This window comes from Pseudidiomarina sp. (assembly GCF_048268165.1).
Taxonomy (GTDB): Bacteria; Pseudomonadota; Gammaproteobacteria; order Enterobacterales; family Alteromonadaceae; genus Pseudidiomarina.
In genome coordinates, this window is sequence record NZ_JBLWWA010000001.1 from 47,612 (window position 1) to 71,797 (window position 24,186).

Consider the following 24,186-nt stretch of genomic DNA (forward strand, 5'->3'; position numbering starts at 1 on the left):
CATGGAAGCTGCGGCGCGCGTTACAGCAATAAGTGAGTTTATTGCACGGACCGTCGATCAGCAGCCAGAGGCAATTAACTGGCAGGGTGATCAGGTTCAGTTGCTTAAGCTGTCCGACTACCGTGAAATCCTTACTCAAGGGCTTCAGGAGTGTAACGATGAAGCACAAGCGCACCGTTTGGTAAGACGTTTAAGACAGCAATGGTATGCCGGTTTAGCTGCAGCTGATTTATTGGAACAAATTCCATTAAAAGATATGTTGGCGCACATCAGTGCGACTGCTGACGCGTTCATAGAACAGTCATTGGCTTGGCTATATCCGCGACTTTGTGGGCGCTTCGGTACGCCGCGTGACTCGGAACATAACGCACTGCCGTTGCTGGTCATTGGCATGGGCAAATTGGGCGGCGGTGAGCTAAATTTTTCGTCCGACATAGACCTTATTTTTTGCTATCCGGAACAAGGTGAAACGGACCACGCCCGCAAGCCAATCGAAAACAGTGTGTTTTTTACGCGGTTGGCACAGGCGTTAGTTACAATGCTGGACCAAACAACCGGTGATGGTCGCGTGTTTCGGGTTGATCTTCGTTTGCGTCCATTTGGTCAATCTGGGCCTGTTGTTGCGAGTTTGTCAGCACTTGAATACTACTACCAAGAGCAAGGGCGTGATTGGGAACGCTACGCCATGGTTAAAGCGCGAATTATTGGTGCTGGTGACGATTATCAACAACAATTATCAGCCCTATTAAGACCCTTTGTTTACCGCCGTTACATTGATTTTTCTGCTATCGACGCGCTGCGTAAAATGAAAAGCTTAATTACTCAGGAAGCGCGGCGAAAGGGCGTTGAACGAAATATTAAGCTCGGCGCTGGCGGTATTCGGGAAATCGAGTTCATCGCGCAAGCCTTTCAGCTGATCCGTGGTGGCCAACAGCGTCAACTGCAAACCCAGTCTATTTACGGTGCGTACGCAGCAATAGCAGAACTCGGCATTCTCTCGCAACAAACAGTTGATGAATTGCTGGATTGTTATGCGAAGTTGCGCCGCATGGAACATGTCTTGCAGCAGCTCAATGATGAACAAACTCAGACCTTGCCTGATGATGAAGAGCGCCAAAAGCGCATCAGCCTTGCTTATGAGCAACCATGGTCAGACATCGAGAAGATGATTCGAACTACGATGAACCTTGTGCATGGCCACTTCAAGCAAGTTATTGGTGACCCCGACGCCGAAGACGAAGAAGCTGGTGAGCTGCAATTATTGTGGCAGGACATGATTGATGACGACACTGCAGTTGACGTGTTAATCGACGTGGGACTGGGTAAAGCCACGGCACAGCTCGTGTGGCAACAAGTAAATCAGCTACGCAAAGATGTCCGCGAACGTGGCTCTGGGCCGCGTGGGCGCAAAGCTATGGCAAGGTTGGTGCCATTGCTGCTGGAGCGTATTGTTCAGTTCGCCGATTCTGATTCAGTGCTGGAACGGGTATTGCACGTTCTACGTAAAATTATGACCCGCACGGCTTATGTTGAACTTTTGGTTGAGAACAGCGGTGCTCGTGAGCAATTGATAAAACTGTGTCGAGCCAGTTCGTGGCTCACGCAACAAATAGCATTGTACCCATTGTTGTTGGATGAATTGATTGATCCGCAGCACCTTTATCAATTACCCCAACTCACCGAATACCCCCAGTTACTCGATGAGTTTATGTTGCGCTTACCTGAGCAAGAAATTGATCTCGAAGCGCAGATGGATGCTTTGCGCCAAGCGCGACAAGTATTACAGCTCAAGGTAGCCGCTGCGGATATCAGCGGGGCGTTGCCGCTAATGAAAGTCAGTGATCATTTAAGTTACTTGGCTGAGGCTATCATCGCTAAAGTAGTGCGTCTTGCATGGTTTCAATTGGTTGAAAAACATGGCGCACCGCCACAGCGCGATGCAGACGATATGGGGTTTGCTGTATTTGCATACGGTAAACTCGGTGGACTGGAGCTTGGTTATGGTTCGGATCTTGATTTAGTGTTTATTGCCGATTCAGATTATGAAGGCGAAACGAGCGGCCGCAAACCGATTGAGGTACAGCAATTTTATCTACGCTTAGCGCAACGCATTTTGCATTTATTCACCACACGTACAGTCGTTGGTACTTTGTATGAGGTTGATATGCGTTTGCGCCCTTCCGGTAAAGCAGGTTTGTTGGTTACCCGATTCGATACGTTTGCCAGTTATTTAGCCGAAGACGCATGGACCTGGGAGCTGCAAGCTTTGGTGCGGGCGCGCCCTGTTTTTGGGTCACCGGAACTATGCCAAAAGTTAGTAGATCTTCGTCGTCAACGGCTCGGTGCTCGCCGCGATCGCGATGTGTTGAAACAGCAGGTGATTGAAATGCGTGAAAAAATGCGTGATCACCTAGAGGCTCGAGTTGAGGCACAAGAGTTTGATGTCAAGCAGGGCGCCGGTGGTATAACGGATTTAGAGTTTTTGGTGCAATATTTAGTGCTTAGATTTGCGCCAGAATATCCTGACTTAACCGTCTATACAGATAACATTCGGATTATTGAACAGGCCGGTCATTTAGGTTTGCTCACGGACTTACAAACCGAGCAGCTCATATCAGCATATATTGCTGAGCGACAGATTATTCATCAACTGGCACTTGATGACAGGGGGAATGTAACCCGTCAAAATCTAGCCAAGCACCGCCACGCAGTTATCTCAGCGTGGCAGGCATGGCTTGGTAATTAACCGTCGTAAAGACTAGGGTCGTCAGGGTTCGGACGTGTTTTAAAACGACGATGTATCCACATGTATTGTTCCGGACGTTGCTGAATGGCAAACTCAATCATACGGTTCACGCGGGTGACATCAGCAACATTGTCGCCAGTGGGAAAGTTTTCAAACTCAGGATAGTAGGTCATGTCATAGCCGGTTCCATCGTCGCGACGAAAACAGGTAACAGGCAACACGGCGCAGTTGGAGTTAGCGGCAAATAGCAACGTACCCGTCGTTGTGCTCGCTTGTTCAACCTCAAACAATGGGGCAAACACAGTGCGCTTACGGCCGTAGTCCTGATCAGGCAGGTATCCAGCAATTTCGCCTTGATTAAGCGCTTGCAGCATACTTTTAACATCGGTTCGTGGAATCATGTATTTGTTTGAGCGCCCACGACCTAATGTTTGTAAGTACTCCATAACGGCATTGTTATGCGGGCGATACAGACCGACCGCCGGCTTCACGAAACCATGCAGCCGTGCATGAACTTCTAAACTAAGAAAGTGAAAGAGTAGCAGGAGTACGCCTTTACCGTCTTTTTGTGCTGCCTGAAGATGTTCAACACCGTGCACATGCAACTTTCGGCGAATGCGCCAATCAGGCCACCACCACGCCATACCAGTTTCAAAAAAAGCGATGCCAGTATTTTGCATGTTTTTGCGGACAAGTTGCTCAATGTCAGTTGCTGACATGTGCGGAAAACACAACTCGAGATTGCGACGTGCTATTTTCGCACGGCGCGGAAGAAAACGATAAAGCAACCGCCCCAAACCTCTACCCATCCCAAGTTGCCAGCGATAAGGCAACCACGAGATGGTATAGAGTAATCCGACGCTAAGCCACGTTAACCAATACTTAGGTAGAAGAAAACGTGGCTCAAAGCTGGGTTTCTCAATTATTTTCATTAAGTAAGCTTGCGTTGATGGCAACTAAATCCTGTTCGCTAATCTGGCCCGAAGCTTGTTTCAGGGTTAACGACTGGCGAATGTAACCATAACGTGCGCTTGATAAGTTGCGACGTGCGTTGTACAAGTTGCGCGTGCTGTTCAGTACGTCAACAATAGTACGTGTACCGACTTCAAACCCTGTTTGTGTTGCTTTAAGTGCGCTTTCTGCGGATACCACGGCTTGTTCAAAGGCGCGAATTGTTGCCATTGAGGCAACAACATCGTAGTAAGCACTACGAACTTGACGCTCAACATTACGACGTACACCTTCCAGCTCTTGGCTTGAGGCAACGAAGTTTTCACGTGCCTGATCCACTTCTGATGAAGTGCGGAAGCCGCTGAATAATGGCACGTTCAGTGACAACCCAATCGAGTTCGAATCCATGCGTGGCATATTAGTTTCCATGCCACCAGCTGTTGTCGTGGTGTCATTGGTTGAATAATCGGCAGACAATGACACGGTTGGCAGGTGGCCGTTGCGCGCGAGGTCGATTTGCTGTTCGCTGATTTCAACAGCGACACGCTGAACCAACAGCTGCAAGTTCTTATCTTCAGCAATTTTTACCCATTGCTGCGCATCTTTTGGCATCGGCGATTCTGGCGAGAAAGACTCAGTATTCAACTCAGCTAAATCTTGATGATAACGCCCAGTAATTTCACGCAGTGATTCTTGCGCAATTTCTACCGCATTTTTTGCCTGGATTTCGGAGGCGACCGATGTGTCATATTGAGCTTGCGCTTCATGTACGTCAGTGATGGCCGTTAAACCAACTGAAAAACGTTGTTTGGTTTGTTCTAGCTGACGCTCAATTGCTTTTTTCTCAGCCGTTGCAAATTCGAGGTCATCCAAACGTTCCAATACGGTAAAGTATGAATTAACAACACGAATCATTAACTCTTGGCGTACACTTAAATAATTCACTTCAGCTTGATACGCTTGTTTCTCACTCAGTGCTGCGCGGTCCCAAACATTCATGTCAAAAACTGTTTGCGATAAGTTCACACCGGCATTCCAACCGCGACTTTCTGAGTCGACCGTAACAAACTGTTGTGAGGTTGGATCAAACTGCGGACGTTCAGATTCAGAACGTGAGTAACCAGCAGAAAAATTCACTTGCGGCCAAAAGGCTGATTTACTGATATCGATGCCTTTTTGCGCTGCGCGACGTTGCGCATCAACTTGTTGTAAGGTTGGATCGTTTTGCAAGGCAAGTTGAAAAACTTGTGCAAGGTCGTCGGCGTAGGCAACACTTGATGTTGCGCTGATTGTTAAGCCAACTAATACTGATAATACGTGCTTTTTCATGGGCTAGGGTGTCCTAATTATCTGAAAGCATTATCTTGTCAAAAACTTTGCCAAAAACTGGCCGCTATTTTACATACACACGTGAATGTTTACTAGTGTACTTTTAAACACGCTTAATTGCATTGCGCCAGTTGCAACAGAATGGGTTCAAGTGTAACTAATTATGTGCCAAAGCGGGCTTTTTTTACAATTGTTATGAATCAAATTAGCGCTAAGTCGAGTACATAAGACGTTAAACAACAGCAAAAGGTTGAATGTGCAAAAATATAATCAAAGTGATGTGAAAATTATAAAGAGGCAACCGCTTCGTGAAGGGTTTCTTAGCGTGTTCAAGTTATCCTTGCAGCACCGGCTGTTTGACGGCGATTGGTCTGCGGTATTTGAGCGCGAAGTCATGGACCGTGGCCACGCTGTCGTGGTGTTACCGTACGACCCGAAACGCGATGCTTTGGTGGTACTGGAGCAATTTCGCGTCGGCGCGCTGAACACAAGCCAGTCTCCCTGGTTGCTTGAGTTTGTGGCTGGGATGTTCGACAGCGATGATGAATCGCCAGAGCAGGTTGCGCACCGGGAGCTTGCAGAAGAGTCGGGGTTAACTACCGATAGCTTGCATTATGCGCTGACCTACCTGTCGACACCCGGTGGATGCACCGAACAAATTTCGATTTATATTGCTTTAGTCGACAGTAGCAACGCATTGCGGCACGCTGGTTTAGAGAGCGAAAACGAAGACATTCGAGTTCACGTATTGCCATTTTCTGACGTGGTGCAGTTGTTAGAGCAAGGAAAAATTAACAATGCTGCAAGTGTGATTGGGCTACAATGGTTGCAACTACACAAACGTCAGTTTGAGGATGTATGACTACAGACGTTAAGCTCAGACGCTACAAATTCGACTTGGCCGCTCTGCAGCGCTTAGCAGCAATAAACTATGCTGCTTTAAGGCCGCTGGTTGAAAGTGTAAAGCAGTCCGGTTCGCAAGTGATCAAAGTGGGGCATCAGCTCCGCTTTGCTTTAACTGTGCTGGAAGCAGCGCCTTACACCACGGAAGTTCGCATTGAACAGCAAGCGCTAGTGCAACAACTGCCCGGACTACGCGAAACGCAATTGGATGTCCGGCTATACCATGATGCTCAGTTGGCGGAGGTGATTCGCAGTCAGGGTGTGGCGCGAATCCAGGCCAGTTACGATGTGCCGAATCCGAAGATGCATCATGCTGACGAAAAACACCAAGTGAACTATTTTTTACAGGAATGGTTACAGCTGATTCGTGAGCGTGGCCATCTGCAGGAGATTTGACCATTGCTGCTTTACTTACATGGATTTGAGAGTTCACCCCAAAGTTTAAAAATCATTCAAACACAACAGCATTTAGCCGCGCGAGGCGTGGATGAACGCATACTTGTTGCGCCGCAACAACCAGTGAAGATGGCTGCAATACGCGATTATCTTGATGAGGTAGTCGCTGAACAGCCATTAACCGCGGTGATGGGAAGCTCCTTAGGTGGATTTTGGACGCATTATGTTGTGAGCCAAATTGGGCGCGTGCAGCATCGGAAAGTTCGTGGTGTGCTTATCAACCCAGCAGTGAAACCATACAGCTGGATGCCTCAAGAGGCCATTGAACGCCAGCACCCGTACACACAGGAAATCTATCATCTTGATAGAAGTGACCGCGAGGTGTTGATGGATGCGGAGCGTCAATTTGATAATAAGGCTGAGTTGTTGGTTTTATTGCAAGCAGGTGATGAGCGTCTCGATTATCGCCAAGCCCGTGATTACTATCAGAATCAACGTATGATAGTGGAGCAAGGAGGGGATCATAGTTTTGTTGATTTTCCTCGCTACCTACCCGCGGCGCTTGAGTTTCTAAACGTCCTGTAACAGTATATGGACATTCCTATAATAACGATTCCGTGCAACACGAGATAAATAAGCGCATGTCAGATTACAAAGCCGATGCGATAGAGGTCCTCAATGGCCTCGAACCGGTCCGTCGCAGGCCGGGAATGTACACCGATACCACGCGCCCTAACCATCTTGGTCAAGAAGTTATCGATAACAGTGTCGATGAAGCTCTTGCAGGGCATGCTCGTGAGATGATTGTTATCTTGTACCCCGATCAATCCTTGGAGGTTCAAGACGATGGTCGTGGGATGCCAGTTGATATCCACCCCGAAGAAGGTGTTCCTGGGGTTGAGCTGATCATGACCAAGCTGCACGCTGGGGGAAAGTTTTCAAACAAAAGCTATAAATTCTCTGGCGGTTTGCACGGGGTAGGTATTTCAGTAGTTAACGCGTTATCAACGCGTGTTGATGTGACGGTGAAGCGCGATGGCCAAGTGTATGAGATGGCCTTCGAAAACGGTGACAAAGTTACCGATTTAACGGTGACCGGTACTGTTGGGAAACGCAACACAGGAACGAGCCTACATTTTTGGCCAGACCCTAAGTATTTTGACTCATCGAAATTTTCAGTACTTAAACTTACGCATCTACTACGCGCTAAAGCGGTACTGTGCCCAGGTTTGAAAATTACCTTCCGTAATTTGGTTGATGATGAGGAACAAACTTGGCTGTACGAAGATGGTCTGCGTGATTATTTGGTTGAGTCTGTTCAAGAGTTACCGACATTACCCGAAGAGCCTTTCATAGGCGCTTTTGCTGGCAATGAAGAGGCCGTTGACTGGGCGGTTACTTGGCTGCCCGAGGGCGGAGAAAGTGTCACCGAAAGCTATGTAAACCTGATTCCAACGCCGCAAGGTGGTACGCACGCTAACGGTCTACGCCAAGGTCTGCTAGACGCGATGCGCGACTTTTGTGAGTTTCGTAATTTATTACCGCGCGGCGTACGCTTAACCCCCGAAGATATCTGGGATCGCTGTGCATATATCTTGTCGGTGAAGATGCAAGACCCACAATTTGCCGGGCAAACTAAAGAACGTTTATCGTCACGACAATGCGCCGCATTCGTTTCTGGTGTGGTGAAAGACGCGTTTAGCTTATGGTTGAATGAACATACCGAGCAAGCTGAGCTGCTCGCTGATTTATGTATCAACAACGCGCAGCGCCGGATGCGCGCGAGCAAAAAAGTGGTGCGGAAAAAAGTTACCCAAGGGCCAGCGTTACCGGGTAAATTGACCGATTGTGCAACGCAAGACCCGGCTCGTGGCGAGTTATTTTTGGTTGAGGGTGACTCTGCTGGCGGGTCAGCCAAACAAGCGCGTGATCGCGATTTTCAGGCGGTAATGCCGCTGCGCGGAAAGATTCTGAATACTTGGGAAGTTGAATCCGATCAAATCTTAGGCTCGCAGGAAATTCACGATATTTCCGTCGCGTTAGGTGTTGACCCAGACTCCGATGATTTAGAGCAACTGCGCTATGGCAAAATATGTATTCTTGCTGACGCTGATTCCGACGGATTACATATCGCCACCCTATTGTGCGCGTTATTCGTTAAGCATTTCAGACCGCTTGTGGATCATGGCCATATCTATGTGGCAATGCCGCCATTGTACCGCGTTGACGTGGGCAAAGAGGTTTTTTACGCGCTGGATGAAGGCGAAAAGCAGGGCATCTTGGACCGTATCGAAGCTGAGAAGAAAAAGGGCAAAGTTAACGTACAGCGCTTCAAAGGTTTAGGTGAAATGAATCCACTGCAGTTACGGGAAACCACAATGGACCCGAATACGCGTCGTTTGGTGCAACTGACCGTTGATGAACCTGAAGCGACTGAAGAGTTAATGGATATGTTATTGGCTAAAAAGCGTTCGGGCGACCGTCGAGAATGGCTAGAAAGTAAAGGTAACTTAGTCGACTTGGCTGAGCTATAAGGAGAAGCACACGCATGTCTATGGATGCTTTAGAACAAATACCACTGCGCCGATTTACCGAAGACGCTTATTTAAATTACTCCATGTACGTGATCATGGACCGCGCGCTTCCACATATCGGTGACGGCCTCAAACCGGTGCAACGCCGCATAATTTATGCGATGTCAGAGCTTGGACTTTCTGCGTTAGCGAAATACAAAAAGTCAGCGCGTACCGTGGGTGATGTGTTAGGTAAATTCCACCCGCATGGTGACAGCGCTTGTTATGAAGCCATGGTATTGATGGCTCAGCCGTTTTCATACCGTTATCCGTTGGTTGATGGGCAAGGGAACTGGGGTTCACCGGATGACCCCAAATCGTTTGCTGCAATGCGATATACCGAAGCGCGATTGTCGCGCTTTAGCGAAGTGTTGCTCAGTGAACTTGGTCAGGGAACCGTTGACTGGACGCCAAACTTTGACGGCACGATGAAAGAGCCGCGCATGTTGCCAGCGCGCTTACCTCATATTTTGTTGAATGGTGTAACCGGTATTGCGGTAGGTATGGCGACAGATATTCCGCCACATAACGCGCGAGAAGTTGCGCAAGCCTGTGCAATGTTGTTGGAAAAGCCGACGGCTGATCTTGCTGATGTTATGGAGCACATGCACGGGCCGGATTATCCAACTGACGCTGAAGTCATTACGCCACATCACGAAATCGTAAAAATCTATGAGTCCGGCCGCGGTACGATTCGCATGCGGGCGAAGTATCACATGGAAGATGGCGAAGTGGTAATAACCGCATTGCCACATCAAGCTTCTGGCGCCAAAGTGCTCGAGCAAATTGCCGGACAAATGCAAGCGAAAAAGTTACCGATGGTGACCGATTTACGTGATGAGTCAGACCACGAAAACCCGACACGTTTAGTGATTATTCCACGTTCTAATCGCGTGGACATAGAGCAGATGATGCAACATTTGTTCGCGACCACTGATTTAGAAAAAAGTTACCGCGTTAATCTGAATATGCTTGGTCTTGATGGCCGGCCGCAAGTTAAATCGATTTTAACCGTACTTAAAGAATGGCTGCAGTTCCGCCAACATACGGTAACGCGCAGGCTTCAACATCGGTTAGATAAAATATTAGCGCGCCTGCATATTTTAGAAGGTTTGCTGATTGCCTATTTGAACATTGACGAAGTGATTGCGATTATTCGTCATGAAGATGAACCCAAACAAGAGTTGATGACCCGCTTTGGGCTTACCGATACGCAAGCTGAAGCCATTCTTGAATTGAAATTACGCCATTTAGCGAAACTTGAAGAGTTCAAGCTAAAGGGGGAGCAAGATGAGCTTGAAAAGGAACGTCAGCAACTCGAATTGTTGTTAGGTTCTGATCGCCGTATGAAGACACTGATTCGCAAAGAAATTTTAGCGGATGCAGAAAAATATGGCGACGATCGCCGTTCGCCGTTGGTTGAGCGTCAAGAAGCCAAGGCGTTAAGTGAGCGCGACCTTACTCCAGCGGAGCAAGTCACTGTTGTGTTGTCGAAAAAAGGTTGGGTACGCGCGGCCAAGGGCCATGACGTTGAAGGAACCAACTTAGCGTATAAATCGGGCGATGGCTTTTTGGCCCACGCGCAAGGTAAGAGCAATCAACAGGTTGTCTTCATAGACAGTTCTGGGCGTAGCTTCTCTTGTGAAGCACATTTATTACCATCAGCCAGAACACAAGGTGAGCCATTAACAGGTCGATTTAGCATGGTTGCGGGTGAAACCGTTGACCAAGTATTAATGGCTAAAGACGATCAACGTTACCTGTTAGCTTCGGATGCAGGGTATGGCTTTATCTGTAAATTTGGTGATTTGGTCAGCCGTAATAAAAACGGTAAGGCCGTATTGAATTTGCCAGCGGGGGCGAAAATATTGCCGCCTAGCACGGTGAATGATGTTGAATCCGATCTGCTTGCAGTGGTTTCTAACGAAGGCAGAATGTTGTTGTTCCCAGTTAAAGACTTACCGGAATTATCAAAAGGTAAAGGGAATAAGATGATAAGTATTCCGACATTACGTGCCCAATCACGTGAGGAATATGTTGTTGCCGCAGCTGTAGTTCCAGCTGATATGCCGATTACTTTATTGGCAGGCAAACGTAAATTGACGTTAAAACCGTCTGATCTCGAGCATTACCGCGGAGAACGTGGGCGTCGCGGGAATAAATTACCGCGAGGATTGCAGCGCGTTGATGCAATTACTGTCGAAAATCAAGACTGATCGGACGTTTTTCAGCGCCTAACAGGTTATACTAGCGGGCACTAGTGATTAAGGAGAATTCATGCTCGCTGTTTTACGTATGGTCCTATTAGGCGCTTTTATCGTTGTTGGTAGCACACTGTTACTTTTATTCTGTATTTTTCGGCCCTTTCATCGCAACAATACGGCCTTTGCAGCGCATTGGTATGGCAGCATGCATCGCCTGCTTGGCGTAAAGCTTGAAATACGAGTTCCGGATGAAGTTAAACAGGGTGGGCCGTTCGTCTACATCGCTAACCATCAGAATAGCTATGATATTTTTACGTTGAGCCGCGCCATGCCTCAAAGCACCGTAAGCGTTGGCAAAAAAAGCCTAAAATGGATACCTTTCTTTGGCCAAATGTATTGGCTAGCAGGCAATATTCTGATCGATCGTAAAAACAAGGGCCGCGCACACGGCACCATTGAGCAGGCTGCATCAGCAATTCGTAAACGCAAACTTTCTATTTTGTTATTTCCAGAAGGTACGCGCAGTTACGGCCGTGGTTTGTTGCCATTCAAAACGGGTGCGTTTCGCACGGCAATGCAAGCTGGTGTTGATATTGTGCCTATCTGCGTATCTAATTTACACGGTCGCATTAAGTTAAACCGTTGGAATAATGGCACCGTAATTATTGAAATGTTAAAGCCCGTTAAGATTTCGGATTATAGTTCTGATTCTATTCGAGCTTTAACGGCGCATTGTCATCAGTTGATGCAGTCAAAAATTGGTGAACTTGATCACGAACTTGCACAAGGATAACTCAGGCATGGCGAATGACTTAAGTGAATTAATCGCGCAAAGCAACGAAACTGTGGCAGCCTTAATCGATGATGGTGCAGACACGTCTGAAATGTTCACCATTGAGCATCACCTGGTAAGTTCCGATTTCACCAAACTTGAGAAAGCTGCTGTCGAGCTGGTGAAAGTTGGTTACCATGTCGACGACGCAGATGAGTTTGAGCTTGATGATGGGTCGCGGCAGTTCGCTTTTGTCGCGGTCAGTGAAGTAAAGCTTGACCCTCAAATTCTAGAATTACAAACCAAAGAAGTCGCGAAAATAGCAGATCTTGCCGGCGTTGATTACGACGGCTGGGGCACGTATTTCGGTGACGACGAAGAAGAGTAGTCACCGAGCCCCCTACTAAAAATAATAATAGGGGCATAAAACTCATGATTGCAGATTTAGGGCTTGTGGTTGGGCTAGCTTTACTTATCGTGCTGGCTTTGCGTGGTGTAAATATTCTCTTGGCCGTGCTGATCTCTGTTCTTGTTATTGGCGTTGCCAATAATATTCCCATTCAAGACATTTTCTTAAAACACTTTCCGTTTGGCCCCTCTGGTGCGTTCAGTTTTGCTGGGAATTTCCTTCTATTGTTTCTGTGCGGCGGCTTATTTGGCCGCATCATGGCAACAAGCCATGCCGCTCAAGGTGTTGCTGTGGGAATTATCGAACGGCTTGGGCAAAAACATGCTTTGCTGATTGCGATGTTAGTTTGTGCATTACTTACCTATGGTGGGGTGGTGGTATTTGTGGTGATGTTTACCATGTATCCAATAGGCGTCACCTTGATGCGCACAGCCAACATACCGAGACGCTTATATGCAGCTGCTATAGCACTGGGCGCAGGAACATTTACCATGACGGCACTTCCCGGCACACCTTCAATTCATAACGTTATCGCTGCACGCAGTCTGTCGACCGACCTCTTTGCGGGCGGCTGGTACGGTGTATTCGCCGGCGCGGTGATGGCGGTGTTAGGTATGTTGTATTTACAATGGCAATGGCAGCGCGCGCAGCAACGCGGTGACAACTATGTTGCTAATGAAAAAGACCATCAAATGGCAGCACTAGCGCCTCGTCCTGATCAACGTCTACCCGGCTTATGGATGTCATTACTGCCAATTTTTCTCGTGCTGGGCACAATCGTACTGCCGCGCGTATTGGAAATGTCAGGTGTACAGTCAGCGTGGCAAGACTTTGCAAACCAACAACCGGTTCTTTGGGCAAGCTTTGCGCTGATCGTAGGGAGTTTGCTTTGCTTTGTTTTATTTCAGCCGGTTAGAAAAGAGTTTATGACGGCAGCAGGTCGAGGTGTTGATGATGCTTTATTGCCACTTATAAATACTGCTGCGGTGATTGGTTTCGGTGGAGTTGTGATTCAAACAGAAGGTTTCCATGCTTTTGCCGCATGGTTACTGGCCTTAGATATACCTACGTTATTGTCAGTGTTTGTATCGGCTAATCTAATTTCTGGTGTCACAGCGTCAGCTTCTGGCGGATTACAGATATTTATGTCGAGCTTAGCACCGGCTTATTTAGAGTCTGGTATTGCGCCTGAACTCTTGCACCGTATTGCCAATTTGGCTGCGGGTGGACTAGATTCGCTGCCACACTCAGGTGCCGTTATCGCGCTCTTAACGTTAATGGGGTTGACCCACAAAGAAGCCTACCGCGATATTTTTGTGGTAACCGTTTTGATTCCGATGATTGCTGCGTTGTTAGCGGTACTTACCGCACTCATCCTCGTTTAGAAGTATGCGTGCGGTAAGTACCTAAGCAGCAGGTTCGCCGCCCTTAAAGCGCGGCGATTTTTTGGCGTTGCTGCTGCAGTTGTTGCAGAGTTTCTATGGCTTCAGCCTGTTTAGCGCGCTCTTTATCAATCACTTCAGCCGGGGCTTTGCTAACAAAATTTTCGTTGCTTAGCTTACGGCTAAATAAATCGACTTCTTTCTGCGCTTTTTCAATAGCTTTATCTAACCGTGCCAACTCGGCAGCAGTATCGATCAAACCTGCCATAGGAATGTGAATCTCCATACGTCCAACGAGCGCTGTTGCGCTGGCAGGCGCTTCTTCGCTAGCCGTTAAGAAGGTCACTGACTCAAGTTTTGCTAATGCGCTCAAGAAGCTGGCATTACTCTCAAGACGTTGCTGTGCCGTTGCATCCGCGTTTTTGAAAAGCACAGGTAGCGGTTTGCTCGGTGATAAATTCATTTCGCCACGAATATTACGTACGGCGACAATGACCTGTTTTAACCATTCCATGTCATCACGGGCAGTTGCAAAGCGTTCTGCCTGTACTTGCGGATAGGCTTGCAACATGATGGTTTCACCGGTTACACCAGCTAATGGTGCAACCCGTTGCCAAATCTCTTCAGTAATAAATGGCAATAATGGGTGCAGTAACCGCAATAGCTGTTCAAGCACTGTAATAAGTGTATGACGGGTGCCACGCAACTGAGCCTCAGAACCGTTGAACAGAATTGGCTTAGTCAATTCCAAGTACCAGTCACAGAACTGGTTCCATGTGAACTCATAAGCGATACCTGCGGCCTGATCAAAACGGTAGTTGTCTAAGGCGCTACGGAATTGCTTCACGGTGTCGTTAAACTGCTCAATGATCCACTGATCAGCTAATGATAATTCCATTTCACCGCCAGCTTGGCCACAGTCTTGCTCTTCCGTGTTCATCAGCACATAACGGCTCGCATTCCATAGTTTATTACAGAAATTACGATAGCCTTCGAGTCGCTTCATGTCCCAGTTAATATCGCGCCCGGTTGAGGCCAATGCTGCCAAGGTAAAGCGCAGTGCATCAGTACCATGTGCAGAGATGCCTTCAGGGAATTGCTTTTGTGTACGTTTTTTGATTTTTGCCTCTAACTGAGGCTGCATCATATTCGCCGTACGTTTGTTTACTAACGTGTCTAAGTCGATACCGTCAATCATGTCTAATGGGTCGAGCACATTACCTTTCGACTTCGACATTTTTTGGCCTTCTTCATCGCGAATAAGACCGGTTACGTAAACGGTTTTAAACGGAACTTGAGGCTTACCATTTTCATCCTTTAAGAAGTGCATGGTCATCATAATCATGCGTGCAACCCAGAAGAAAATAATATCGAATCCCGTTACCAACACGTCGGTTGGGTGAAAGGTTTTTAAATCTTCAGTTTGTTTCGGCCAACCAAGAGTTGAGAAAGTCCAAAGTGCAGACGAAAACCAGGTATCGAGCACGTCTTCATCTTGATTTAGTTTAATATCACCGAGGTTGTGTTTGGTGCGCACTTCTTGCTCATCGCGCCCCACATAAACGTTTCCATCGGCGTCGTACCATGCTGGAATGCGATGGCCCCACCATAGTTGACGTGAAATACACCAGTCTTGAATATCACGCATCCAAGAGAAATACATGTTCTCATATTGTTTTGGAACAAATTGAATCTCACCATCTTCAACTGCTTTCGTGGCAACTTCTGCCATGGGAGCAACCCGCACGTACCACTGGTCGGTCAAATGGGGTTCAATCGGCACACCACCGCGGTCGCCGTAAGGCACTTTGTTGGTGTGTTGTTCAGTTTTGTCGAGTAACCCGAGGGCATCGAAATCGGCGACAATTTTCTTGCGTGCATCAAATCTATCTAGCCCCTGATACGCAGCTGGGAGCGTGCCATCAAACGCATCGATATTATCTAAGCTTTCACCGGTAGGCGTGTAAAGGCCTGCAACTGAGCGAACGTGAGCATGATCATCAAGTACCGCAATCATCGGTAAACTATTGCGCTTACCAATTTCATAGTCGTTAAAATCATGGGCTGGGGTGATTTTCACACAGCCAGTGCCGAATTCCTTATCGACATAGCTGTCAGCAATGATTGGTACCTTGCGACCAACAAGTGGCAATTCAACAAATTTGCCAACCAAGCTTTGGTAACGCTCGTCATCGGGATGCACAGCAATGCACACGTCACCCAGCATAGTTTCAGGTCGCGTGGTTGCTACGACTAAATAATTTTTACCATCCGCGGTGCTGGCACCGTCGGCAAGCGGGTAACGCAAGTGCCAAATGTGACCTTGTTGTTCTTTGTTTTCAACTTCAAGATCTGAAATTGCTGTTTGCAGTTTCGGGTCCCAGTTCACCAATCGTTTGCCACGATAAATGAGGTTCTCTTCATGCAAACGCACAAACACTTCCTGCACCGCCTCTGACAGACCATCGTCCATAGTGAAGCGTTCACGATCCCAGTCGACGGAATCACCTAACCGACGCATTTGCGAAGTAATTGTTCCACCTGATTGTGCTTTCCAATCCCAAATCTTATCAATAAACGCATCACGACCAAGTTCTTGACGCGTTTGGCCTTGTGCTGCCAGTTGTCTCTCAACGACCATCTGCGTGGCAATGCCGGCATGATCGCTACCAACCTGCCAAAGTGTGTTATACCCGTCCATCCGTTTATAGCGCGTGAGCGTATCCATGATGGTGTGCTGAAACGCATGGCCCATGTGCAAGCTGCCAGTGACATTGGGTGGCGGGATCATAATGCAATAGGCATCGCCTTGGCCTGACGGCTTAAAGTAGCCTCGCTCTTCCCAAGTTTTATAGAGAGCTTGCTCGATCGCTTGCGGGGAATACGTTTTATCCATAGAAACCTTCACTTCGTTCTATTTGGTTGATGAATTCATCTGTTCAGATGCTTTGATAGTTTGCAGTTCTACATGCTGACCGCGATAGGTTTTGTAGCGTTCGCGCGCTTGTTGCCGTGCATTTTCGTCGCTTGGAACGCGTTCAATAATCATGCGAGCACCTTGCCAATCGGGTATTTCGGACATTAAGTTCACGACTGCAGCAGTGCGGCGCTTCGGCACATTTGCCTGGGGCCAGCAGAGCTCTACAGGCGCTCCTTGAGCCGGGCCTTCACCAACTAAGTTGTGGGGCACAAACGCATCTCCAGGAGCCTGCCAGAGCGCTTCATCCAGCTGCTCGGCGGTCGCTTGGTCAGCACACCAGACTCGCACACTGCGGTATTCGCGCCAAGCACTCGCTATACGCTCGCAAAAAAATTGCAGCTGTTGCTGGTCGTTTAAGCCATCGAGTACATAGAAAATACCTTGTGCCATGAGCTGCCCGAATTAGTCCTGATCACCAGATGCGGTGCGATTGATAATAAACTGCGTTAATAGCGGTACGGGGCGCCCGGTAGCGCCTTTTTTGGCGCCACTACGCCATGCCGTTCCAGCTATATCAAGGTGCGCCCAATGATATTTTTTGGTGAATCGCGACAAGAAACAAGCTGCGGTTATGGTACCCGCATCGCGTCCGCCCAAGTTGGCCATATCAGCAAATGGGCTATCCAGTGCATCTTGATACTCGTCCCATAGCGGCAAACGCCACGCTCTGTCACCACTTTGCTCAGATGCAGACAACAATTCATGAGCAAGTGGGTTGTGACTGCTCATCAGGCCGCTGGCATGATGACCCAGAGCTATAATACAAGCACCTGTTAAGGTTGCGATGTCAACGACCGCTTCGGGCTCAAAGCGCTCAACATAGCTTAACGTGTCGCATAAAACTAAACGACCTTCGGCATCTGTGTTCAGCACCTCAACAGTTTGACCACTCATGGTGGTTAACACGTCACCGGGACGGTAGGCGCGGCCATCAGGCATATTTTCGCAGCCTGCTATGGCGCCGATAACGTTAATAGGAAGCTGCAGCTCAGCAATGGATTGCATTGCACCCAAAACCGCTGCTGCACCGCCCATATCATATTTCATTTCATCCATATTGGCGGCTGGCTTTATTGAGATGCCACCAGCGTCAAAGGTTAAACCTTTGCCAACGAGCACAATAGGAGCCTGTTCGCTGCTGGTTCCTTGATAATGAAGTAAGCTTAATACCGACTCATTTTCAGATCCGCGGCCTACAGCCAAATAGGCATTCATACCTAATTCTGCCATTTCCTGTTCGGTAACCGCAGTAAAAGACAGCTTTTCGTAATTACTTGCGAGCTCTTCTGAGCGTTCAGCTAAGTAGCGCGGCGTGCAAATATTCGGTGGCATATTGGCAACATCACGACACAGTGACATGCCTTTTGCGATGGCTAGGCCATGTGTGATAGCTTTTTCGCTAAGCGGTAACTCGCGACGCGTCGGCACGTTGAACACTAATTTTCTTAACGGGCGTCGTGGCTCTTCTTTTCGGGTTTTTAATTGGTTAAAGGTATAGAGGCCACTTTGAGCTGCTTCAACGGCTTGGCGCACCTTCCAATAGGTGTCGCGACCCTTAACGTGCAGTTCACTCAGAAAGCAAACTGCTTCCATTGAACCGGTTTCGTTTAAAGTATGGATGGTTTTTTCAATAATTTGTTTATACTGACGTTCATCGAGTTCGCGTTCTTTGCCGCAACCAACGAGAAGAACGCGCTCGCTAAAAATATTAGGAACGTTGTGTAGCAGCAGCATTTGCCCGGATTTACCTTCAAGGTCACCGCGGCGCAGGAGGTTACTTAGGTATCCGCCGCTAACTTTATCAAGTTGTTCTGCTACACCGGATAGGCGACGTGGTTCGTAGACACCGACCACGACACAGGCAGATCGTTGTTTCTCAGGACTGCCGCTTTTTACGCTGAACTCCATATGTGCTCCCGTTTGCTGCGGTTGACAGTAGATAGCTGTCATAGAATAATTCTTGTGAAAACGACAAGTTTACTTAAAATTCGCAGCATTTCCAGTAAAAAGCAATGTTAAGAGTGGGTCTCAGTGCGTATATTTCGCTATTTAATACGTGAAACATTTAAGTCTCAGATCGCCGTATTAACGGTGCTCATGACCATTTTCGTGAGCCAGAAGTTCGTTCGGGTTCTAGCGGACGCTTCTGCGGGCGAAATACCTAGTAACATTGTAATTCAGTTACTTGGGTTAAATCTTCCCGCATTAGCTGCACTTATTCTCCCTTTAAGTCTATTTCTCGGTATTTTGCTGGCTCATGGTCGTATTTATGCCGATAACGAAATGACGGTATTTCACGCCTGCGGTGTCAGTGAATGGTATGTAACCCGCGTTACGTTAGTTTTGTCTTTGGTTCTTGCCGTCAGCACTGCTGCGCTAACTTTATATTTGGTGCCATGGTCGCTTGAACAGGAACGCGTGGTTGAGGAAAAAGCACGCAGCGAAACTGGATTGAGTGTGATCATGCCTGGACGTTTCCAGCAAGCGAGTAACCAAAAAGCTGTTATTTATGTGCAAGGCCTGAACGATAACGGCGATCTTGATGAAGTATTCGTGGCCCAGTCGCTACGTGACGAAGATAACAAAGTTATTGGCGGCAGCGTCGTCATGGCCGACAGAGGTAGCGTTATCGCTGCTGAAACTGGCGCGCAAACTTTAGTACTTTCCAATGGTATGCGTTATGCCCAAAGTTTTGTAGAAGGCGAATTTCAAATCATGCAATTTGATGACTATCAATTGCAGATTAAAGAACAAGAAGGTTCCGAGTACATTCGTAAGCTGGAAGCCTACAGCACGCTCGAGTTGATGAACGAGACCAATCCTGAAGCGCAGGCTGAGTTGCAGTGGCGCATTGCAATCCCTCTGGCTATGCCATTACTTACCCTTATTGCTGTACCGTTAAGCCGTGTAAATCCGCGCCAAGGGAAATTTGGGCGAATGGCGCCTGCTTTACTTATTTATTTAGGGTATTTCTTAATTCTAATGGCCGCGCGTTCAGCCGTTGCTGACGGGGCGATTAACCCCACCATAGGCTTATGGTGGATACACGTTTTATTATTGGTATGTGGCATTCTATTAATTGGAAAAGGGCGCCCGTGGGGTTTGAGAGTAATGGCTAAACTGAAGAGGTCAAAGTGATGTTTTCCATTTTGGATCGCTACATCGCGCGCTCGGTATTAGTCACTTCGCTACTGAGCTTGGCGGTTTTAAGTGGGCTCTCGAGTCTGCTCCGTTTTGTCGAACAACTGAAGTCAGTCGGCAAGGGCACCTATTCGGTTGCGGATGCGGGGCTCTTCGTACTGTACAGCTTACCTCGCGACATTGAGGTTTTCTTTCCGATGGCGGCATTACTTGGCGGCTTGATTGGCATGGGCATGTTGGCTAGCAATTCAGAACTGGTGGTGATGTTGGCCGCTGGACGCTCGCGTTTAAATATCGTTGCGTCGGTTATGAAAGCGGCGGTTATCATGATGCTAGCTGTTATGGCTATGGGCGAGTGGGTTGCACCGGAATTAGAATCGCATGGGCGTGAACTCCGCGCCCGCGCTATTTCGGGCGGCAGCTTAATATCTGCCCAACAAGGTATTTGGGCTCGCGATGGGCTGAGCTTTGTGAATATTGGCGAAGTTGAAAATACCGGTCGTTTGCGTGATGTAACGATTTACAACTTTGATGATCAAAATGAACTCGAGTCAATAACGCAGGGGCAATCAGCAACGTTCACGGCAGACAAATGGCGCCTGTCGAAGGTTACTCAAACCGAGTACACCATCGATCGTATTATTCAAAACACGCAAGATTCATTTATGTGGGAATCATCATTAACCCCTGACAAGTTGGGTGTTGTGACAGTTAAACCTGAATCGTTGTCAATTCGCGGACTGATTGATTATTTGGAATACCTGAAGACAAATAAGCAAGCTGCAGAACGTTATGAATTGGCTTTATGGCGCAAATTGCTCGCCCCAGTTACTGTGGCAGTGATGTTGTTGGTTGCACTGTCATTTATTTTCGGCCCGTTACGCTCAACGACCATGGGCGCTCGTATATTGCTGGGTGTGATTACCGGCTTCGGTTTCCATGTCAGTAATGAAATATTTGGCCCTATGGCTCAAGTTTATCAATTGCCACCAGTGTTTGGCGCACTGCTACCCAGCTTACTGTTTGCTGGCTGGGCGTTGTGGATGATGGGGCGCCGGGGTAGTTAACGACGCCGTATTAAATCGGTCGGCGGTTGTTACAGCTCTTTCCAATAATACAGTTGGTTAGCTTCTTTTGATAAGGTCACCAATTCGGTATTTGCTGCATAATCATGCCATGCGCGGCGGTTTTTAAAATCAACCAACACCCACAAGTTACCTAGCCCGAAGGCACACGTAAGCACGCGTATCACGGCCTGCTTTTTGGTAAGTCGTGAACCGTCACGCTGTTGAACTTTTAAGCGCCATGCGCGCATGCCAACGGTTTGCCCACTGCGCCACCAAAACCAGCAGAAGAATGCTGCCAAAATACTCAATAGGTAAATACCAAACAACGGTGTTTTGTTCAGCCAATCAGCTGCGCTGAAATCATCCGAAAGTTGTATCACATCCATGTGGTTCAGCACTGCGGGTAGAATAAGAGCAAGCCCTGTGGCCAACATTAAAATGGCAACAGCAACCAATAAGTCATAAACCATAGCAGCTAAGCGGCGAAGAAAACTGGCGCTGGGGAAGCTTGCGTGAATCTGCGCAGTTGAGCGTGGCGGCGTATCGTCGAGTGCAGTTGGTTCAGTCATGAGTATCTCAAATTAAAATTAACTGGCGGTATCTTAACTAAAAATGTCTGTGGAGCATAAATTTTTGCAGTCGGTTGGTTAGGAAATAGTCGAACGGTCAATTGTTCACGAAAATATCTTGATCGGCTTCAACTGTTCAGTATAATGCGCACCATACTTCAGCTAGCCAAGCTAGCGCAAAGTCCCCAGTGCCTGGGTGGCGAAATTGGTAGACGCAGCGGATTCAAAATCCGCCGTTGGAAACAACGTGTCGGTTCGAGTCCGACCCTAGGCACCACTTCTTTGAATATCCCCCGTGTTTGATTTAACCAATATTGTTTTTGTCTGTTATGCTTAGGGTATTCTTGTCAATGCAACATGGCGTTGACCCATTATCGAGGAATTATGACCCAAAAAGACAACAACTCAGTTGCCGATGCACCTGAATACGAAGTCGAGATCCCGTCGCGCGAGCAATTGCTTGACGCTGTTGAAGCACGCTTAAAGCCGATCAGCTTCGAAGAGCTGGTTGAAAAATTTAATCTTACTGATGAGCGTCAGCACATCGGTATGAAACGTCGATTGCGCGCAATGGAGCGTGATGGCCAACTTATCTACACCAAAGCCAACGCCTATGGGCTACCAGAACGGATGAGCTTAATTAAAGGCCGCATCATCGGTCACCGTGATGGCTTTGGTTTTTGCCGCCCTGATGAAGGCGGCAGTGATCTGTTTATCCCGCATCACCAAATGTATAACGTACTGCATGGCGATAAAGTACTGGTTCAGCAACAGGGCACCGACAGTAAAGGCCGTATCGAAGGCCGTGTAGTGCGTGTAATTGAGCCACGCCAAGGTGATATTGTCGGGCGCTATTTTGTTGAGCATAACATTGCAACAGTGGTGCCAGATGATAGCCGAATCTGCCAAGATATTCTTATTCCAGAAGAGCAGTCTGCCGGCGCGCGCCATGGCCAAATTGTGGTTGTCGAAGTAACCAAGCGACCGTCCCGACGTAGCAGCCCTATCGGTACAGTGACCAAGGTGCTCGGTGAGCATATGGCGCCTGGTATGGAAATCGAGATTGCTATTCGTGAGCATGATATTCCGAACCAATGGTCGCCAGCTGTAGAGAAAGAACTTGCGCGTTTTGGCGAGACCGTGCCACCGGAAGCCTATGAAGGGCGTACCGATCTTCGTGAGTTACCGTTAATCACCATCGATGGTGACGATTCTCGAGATTTTGATGATGCAGTTTGCGCGCAGCCGCAAGGTGATGGTTGGCGCCTATGGGTCGCGATTGCTGACGTAAGTTATTATGTGCGCCCGAATACCGCGCTGGATAAAGATGCGCTGGAACGCGGTAATTCCGTCTATTTTCCAAACTTCGTGGTACCGATGTTACCAGAGAAACTGTCGAATGGTCTGTGCTCGTTGAATCCGGATGTCGACAGGTTGTGCATGGTTGCTGAGATGGATATCAATGCTAAGGGCAAGCTGACGCACTCGAAGTTTTACCCTGCAGTCATGAAGTCACATGCACGGCTGACGTATACCAAGGTTGCCGCCATTTTGGATGGCGACCCGAAGTTACGCAAAGATTACGATCATGTCATGGGGAATATTGAGCACTTACACGGCTTATTCAAAGTACTCAAAAAGGCCCGTCAACAACGTGCTGCAATCGAATTTGAAACACTCGAAACGCGTTTTATATTTAATGCTCAGCGCAAAATTGAATCCATTGAACCGGTACGCCGCAACGTGGCCCATACCATCATTGAAGAATGTATGATTATGGCGAACGTTTCGACTGCGCGTTTAATAGAAGCGCACGAAGAAGCTGGCGCTCTATTTCGTATTCACGAGCCACCAGCAGCCGAGCGCCTTAGCGCATTCCGCAGCTTCTTGGGCGAACTTGGTATTACCATGACAGGTGGCGATGACCCAAGCCCGCATGACTACTCAGAAGTTTTGAAGCAAGTGGCGGAACGGCCTGATGCTGAATTGATTCAAACCATGTTGTTGCGTTCTATGCAACAAGCGGTTTACAGCCCAGACAATGCTGGGCATTTTGGTTTAGCACTTGATGAATACGCGCATTTTACGTCGCCAATTCGACGTTACCCAGACTTAGTTTTGCATCGTGCGATTAAAGCACTGTTGAAAAAGCAACAAGGGCCTTCGCCAGCACTTGAAGGTGCGTGGATGTATCCGGATGAACAACTCGATGAGCTGGGTGCGCATTGCTCGATGACTGAGCGGCGTGCGGATGATGCAACGCGGCAAGTGGATGAATGGCTTAAATGCGAATATATGCGCGACCATGTTGGCTCTGAGTTCACTGGCGTAATTGCAGCAGTAACCAATTTCGGTTTGTTCGTTCGTATCGATAATATGCAAATTGATGGTCTGGTTCACATCAGTAATTTAGATAACGATTACTATCAGTTCGACGGCGCGCGCCAGTTACTGATCGGCGAGAATAGCCGACGCGTTTATCGCTTGGGCGATAAAGTACGTATCCGTGTGAAGTCGGTTAACCTTGATGAGCGGAAAATTGACTTAGAGCTGCTGTCGGCAGAGAGCCCAACCGGAAAAGACCGGATGCCAGCGAGCAAACGAGATAAAGAGAAACCGGTTAAAGAACCGAGCAAGAAACACAAGAAAAATGTGACGAAAGCGCGGATCAAATCGAAGCGAAAAGCCAAAGAGGCTGCGCGAAAAGGCCGAAAGCCAAAAGCTAAAAATAATTCATAAATTATGTATCGTGAGCCGTTAAAAA

Annotated in this window: 18 protein-coding genes and 1 tRNA gene; 13 read left to right on the forward strand and 6 right to left on the reverse strand. The window is 47.9% G+C overall.

Annotated features, from left to right (window positions below; all coding sequences use genetic code 11):
• Nucleotide 1: 1 nt before the first annotated feature.
• Nucleotides 2-2,746, forward strand: a complete 2,745-nt coding sequence (gene glnE, locus ACN0UY_RS00215; protein ID WP_417664842.1) for a bifunctional [glutamate--ammonia ligase]-adenylyl-L-tyrosine phosphorylase/[glutamate--ammonia-ligase] adenylyltransferase — start codon at nt 2-4, stop codon at nt 2,744-2,746.
• On the opposite strand, the gene lpxL is transcribed toward glnE, so the two are convergent.
• Nucleotides 2,743-3,672, reverse strand: coding sequence for an LpxL/LpxP family Kdo(2)-lipid IV(A) lauroyl/palmitoleoyl acyltransferase (gene lpxL, locus ACN0UY_RS00220; protein ID WP_417665889.1), 930 nt, complete (start codon nt 3,670-3,672; stop codon nt 2,743-2,745). The two genes, glnE and lpxL, sit on opposite strands and share 4 nt — an antisense overlap.
• Nucleotides 3,665-5,026 carry an outer membrane channel protein TolC gene (tolC, locus tag ACN0UY_RS00225; RefSeq protein ID WP_417664843.1) on the reverse strand — a complete coding sequence of 454 codons (1,362 nt, stop codon included), beginning with the start codon at nt 5,024-5,026 and terminating at the stop codon, nt 3,665-3,667. Before tolC ends, lpxL begins: the two co-directional genes overlap by 8 nt.
• 280 nt (nt 5,027-5,306) lie before the next feature.
• Here tolC and ACN0UY_RS00230 point away from each other — a divergent pair, with 280 nt between their 5' ends.
• From ACN0UY_RS00230 to ACN0UY_RS00265, 8 genes are all read left to right on the forward strand, one after another.
• Nucleotides 5,307-5,888, forward strand: a complete 582-nt coding sequence (locus ACN0UY_RS00230) for an NUDIX domain-containing protein (RefSeq protein ID WP_417665890.1) — start codon at nt 5,307-5,309, stop codon at nt 5,886-5,888.
• On the forward strand, nt 5,885-6,325 hold the full coding sequence (locus tag ACN0UY_RS00235) for a DUF1249 domain-containing protein (protein ID WP_417664844.1): 441 nt from the start codon (nt 5,885-5,887) through the stop codon (nt 6,323-6,325). The genes ACN0UY_RS00230 and ACN0UY_RS00235 overlap by 4 nt, the downstream gene beginning before the upstream one ends.
• 3 nt (nt 6,326-6,328) lie before the next feature.
• Nucleotides 6,329-6,910 carry a YqiA/YcfP family alpha/beta fold hydrolase gene (locus ACN0UY_RS00240; RefSeq protein WP_417664845.1) on the forward strand — a complete coding sequence of 194 codons (582 nt, stop codon included), beginning with the start codon at nt 6,329-6,331 and terminating at the stop codon, nt 6,908-6,910.
• Nucleotides 6,911-6,966: 56 nt separating this feature from the next.
• The gene (parE, locus tag ACN0UY_RS00245) at nt 6,967-8,859 is read left to right on the forward strand and encodes a DNA topoisomerase IV subunit B (protein WP_128352046.1); all 1,893 of its coding nucleotides are present in this window, start codon (nt 6,967-6,969) and stop codon (nt 8,857-8,859) included.
• A gap of 14 nt (nt 8,860-8,873) precedes the next feature.
• Nucleotides 8,874-11,114 carry a DNA topoisomerase IV subunit A gene (parC, locus tag ACN0UY_RS00250; protein WP_417664846.1) on the forward strand — a complete coding sequence of 747 codons (2,241 nt, stop codon included), beginning with the start codon at nt 8,874-8,876 and terminating at the stop codon, nt 11,112-11,114.
• Between the two features lie 61 nt (nt 11,115-11,175).
• Entirely contained in the window at nt 11,176-11,895 is a 720-nt protein-coding gene (locus ACN0UY_RS00255; protein WP_417664847.1) for a 1-acylglycerol-3-phosphate O-acyltransferase, read from the forward strand.
• A 7-nt stretch (nt 11,896-11,902) separates the two neighbouring features.
• A complete protein-coding gene (rraB, locus tag ACN0UY_RS00260; RefSeq protein ID WP_128352043.1) occupies nt 11,903-12,262 on the forward strand; it encodes a ribonuclease E inhibitor RraB in 360 nt (119 codons plus the stop codon).
• Nucleotides 12,263-12,306: 44 nt separating this feature from the next.
• Nucleotides 12,307-13,668, forward strand: a complete 1,362-nt coding sequence (locus ACN0UY_RS00265) for a GntP family permease (RefSeq protein WP_417664848.1) — start codon at nt 12,307-12,309, stop codon at nt 13,666-13,668.
• Between the two features lie 43 nt (nt 13,669-13,711).
• Here ACN0UY_RS00265 and ACN0UY_RS00270 read toward each other — a convergent pair whose 3' ends face one another.
• The 3 genes from ACN0UY_RS00270 to pepA are packed head-to-tail and all read right to left on the reverse strand — an operon-like array spanning nt 13,712 to nt 18,553.
• Nucleotides 13,712-16,561, reverse strand: a complete 2,850-nt coding sequence (locus ACN0UY_RS00270; RefSeq protein ID WP_417664849.1) for a valine--tRNA ligase — start codon at nt 16,559-16,561, stop codon at nt 13,712-13,714.
• An 18-nt stretch (nt 16,562-16,579) separates the two neighbouring features.
• The gene (locus ACN0UY_RS00275; protein WP_417664850.1) at nt 16,580-17,035 is read right to left on the reverse strand and encodes a DNA polymerase III subunit chi; all 456 of its coding nucleotides are present in this window, start codon (nt 17,033-17,035) and stop codon (nt 16,580-16,582) included.
• A gap of 12 nt (nt 17,036-17,047) precedes the next feature.
• Nucleotides 17,048-18,553: a leucyl aminopeptidase gene (gene pepA / locus ACN0UY_RS00280; RefSeq protein ID WP_417665891.1), complete on the reverse strand. Its 1,506-nt coding sequence runs from the start codon at nt 18,551-18,553 to the stop codon at nt 17,048-17,050.
• Nucleotides 18,554-18,676: 123 nt separating this feature from the next.
• Between pepA and lptF the strand changes: the two genes are divergently transcribed.
• Together lptF and lptG are read left to right on the forward strand one after the other, a co-directional pair.
• Nucleotides 18,677-19,783 (forward strand): LPS export ABC transporter permease LptF, encoded by a 1,107-nt coding sequence (gene lptF / locus ACN0UY_RS00285; protein ID WP_417664851.1) that lies wholly within the window; start codon nt 18,677-18,679, stop codon nt 19,781-19,783.
• Complete coding sequence (gene lptG, locus ACN0UY_RS00290) at nt 19,783-20,853, forward strand: LPS export ABC transporter permease LptG (RefSeq protein WP_417664852.1); 1,071 nt, start codon at nt 19,783-19,785, stop codon at nt 20,851-20,853. The genes lptF and lptG overlap by 1 nt, the downstream gene beginning before the upstream one ends.
• 29 nt (nt 20,854-20,882) lie before the next feature.
• Here the strand turns inward: lptG and ACN0UY_RS00295 are convergent, their stop codons facing one another.
• Nucleotides 20,883-21,422, reverse strand: a complete 540-nt coding sequence (locus ACN0UY_RS00295) for an RDD family protein (protein WP_417664853.1) — start codon at nt 21,420-21,422, stop codon at nt 20,883-20,885.
• 190 nt (nt 21,423-21,612) lie between these two features.
• Here ACN0UY_RS00295 and ACN0UY_RS00300 point away from each other — a divergent pair.
• Nucleotides 21,613-21,699 (forward strand) — tRNA-Leu (locus ACN0UY_RS00300).
• 107 nt (nt 21,700-21,806) lie between these two features.
• Nucleotides 21,807-24,161: a ribonuclease R gene (gene rnr / locus ACN0UY_RS00305; RefSeq protein WP_417664854.1), complete on the forward strand. Its 2,355-nt coding sequence runs from the start codon at nt 21,807-21,809 to the stop codon at nt 24,159-24,161.
• Nucleotides 24,162-24,186: the final 25 nt, after the last annotated feature.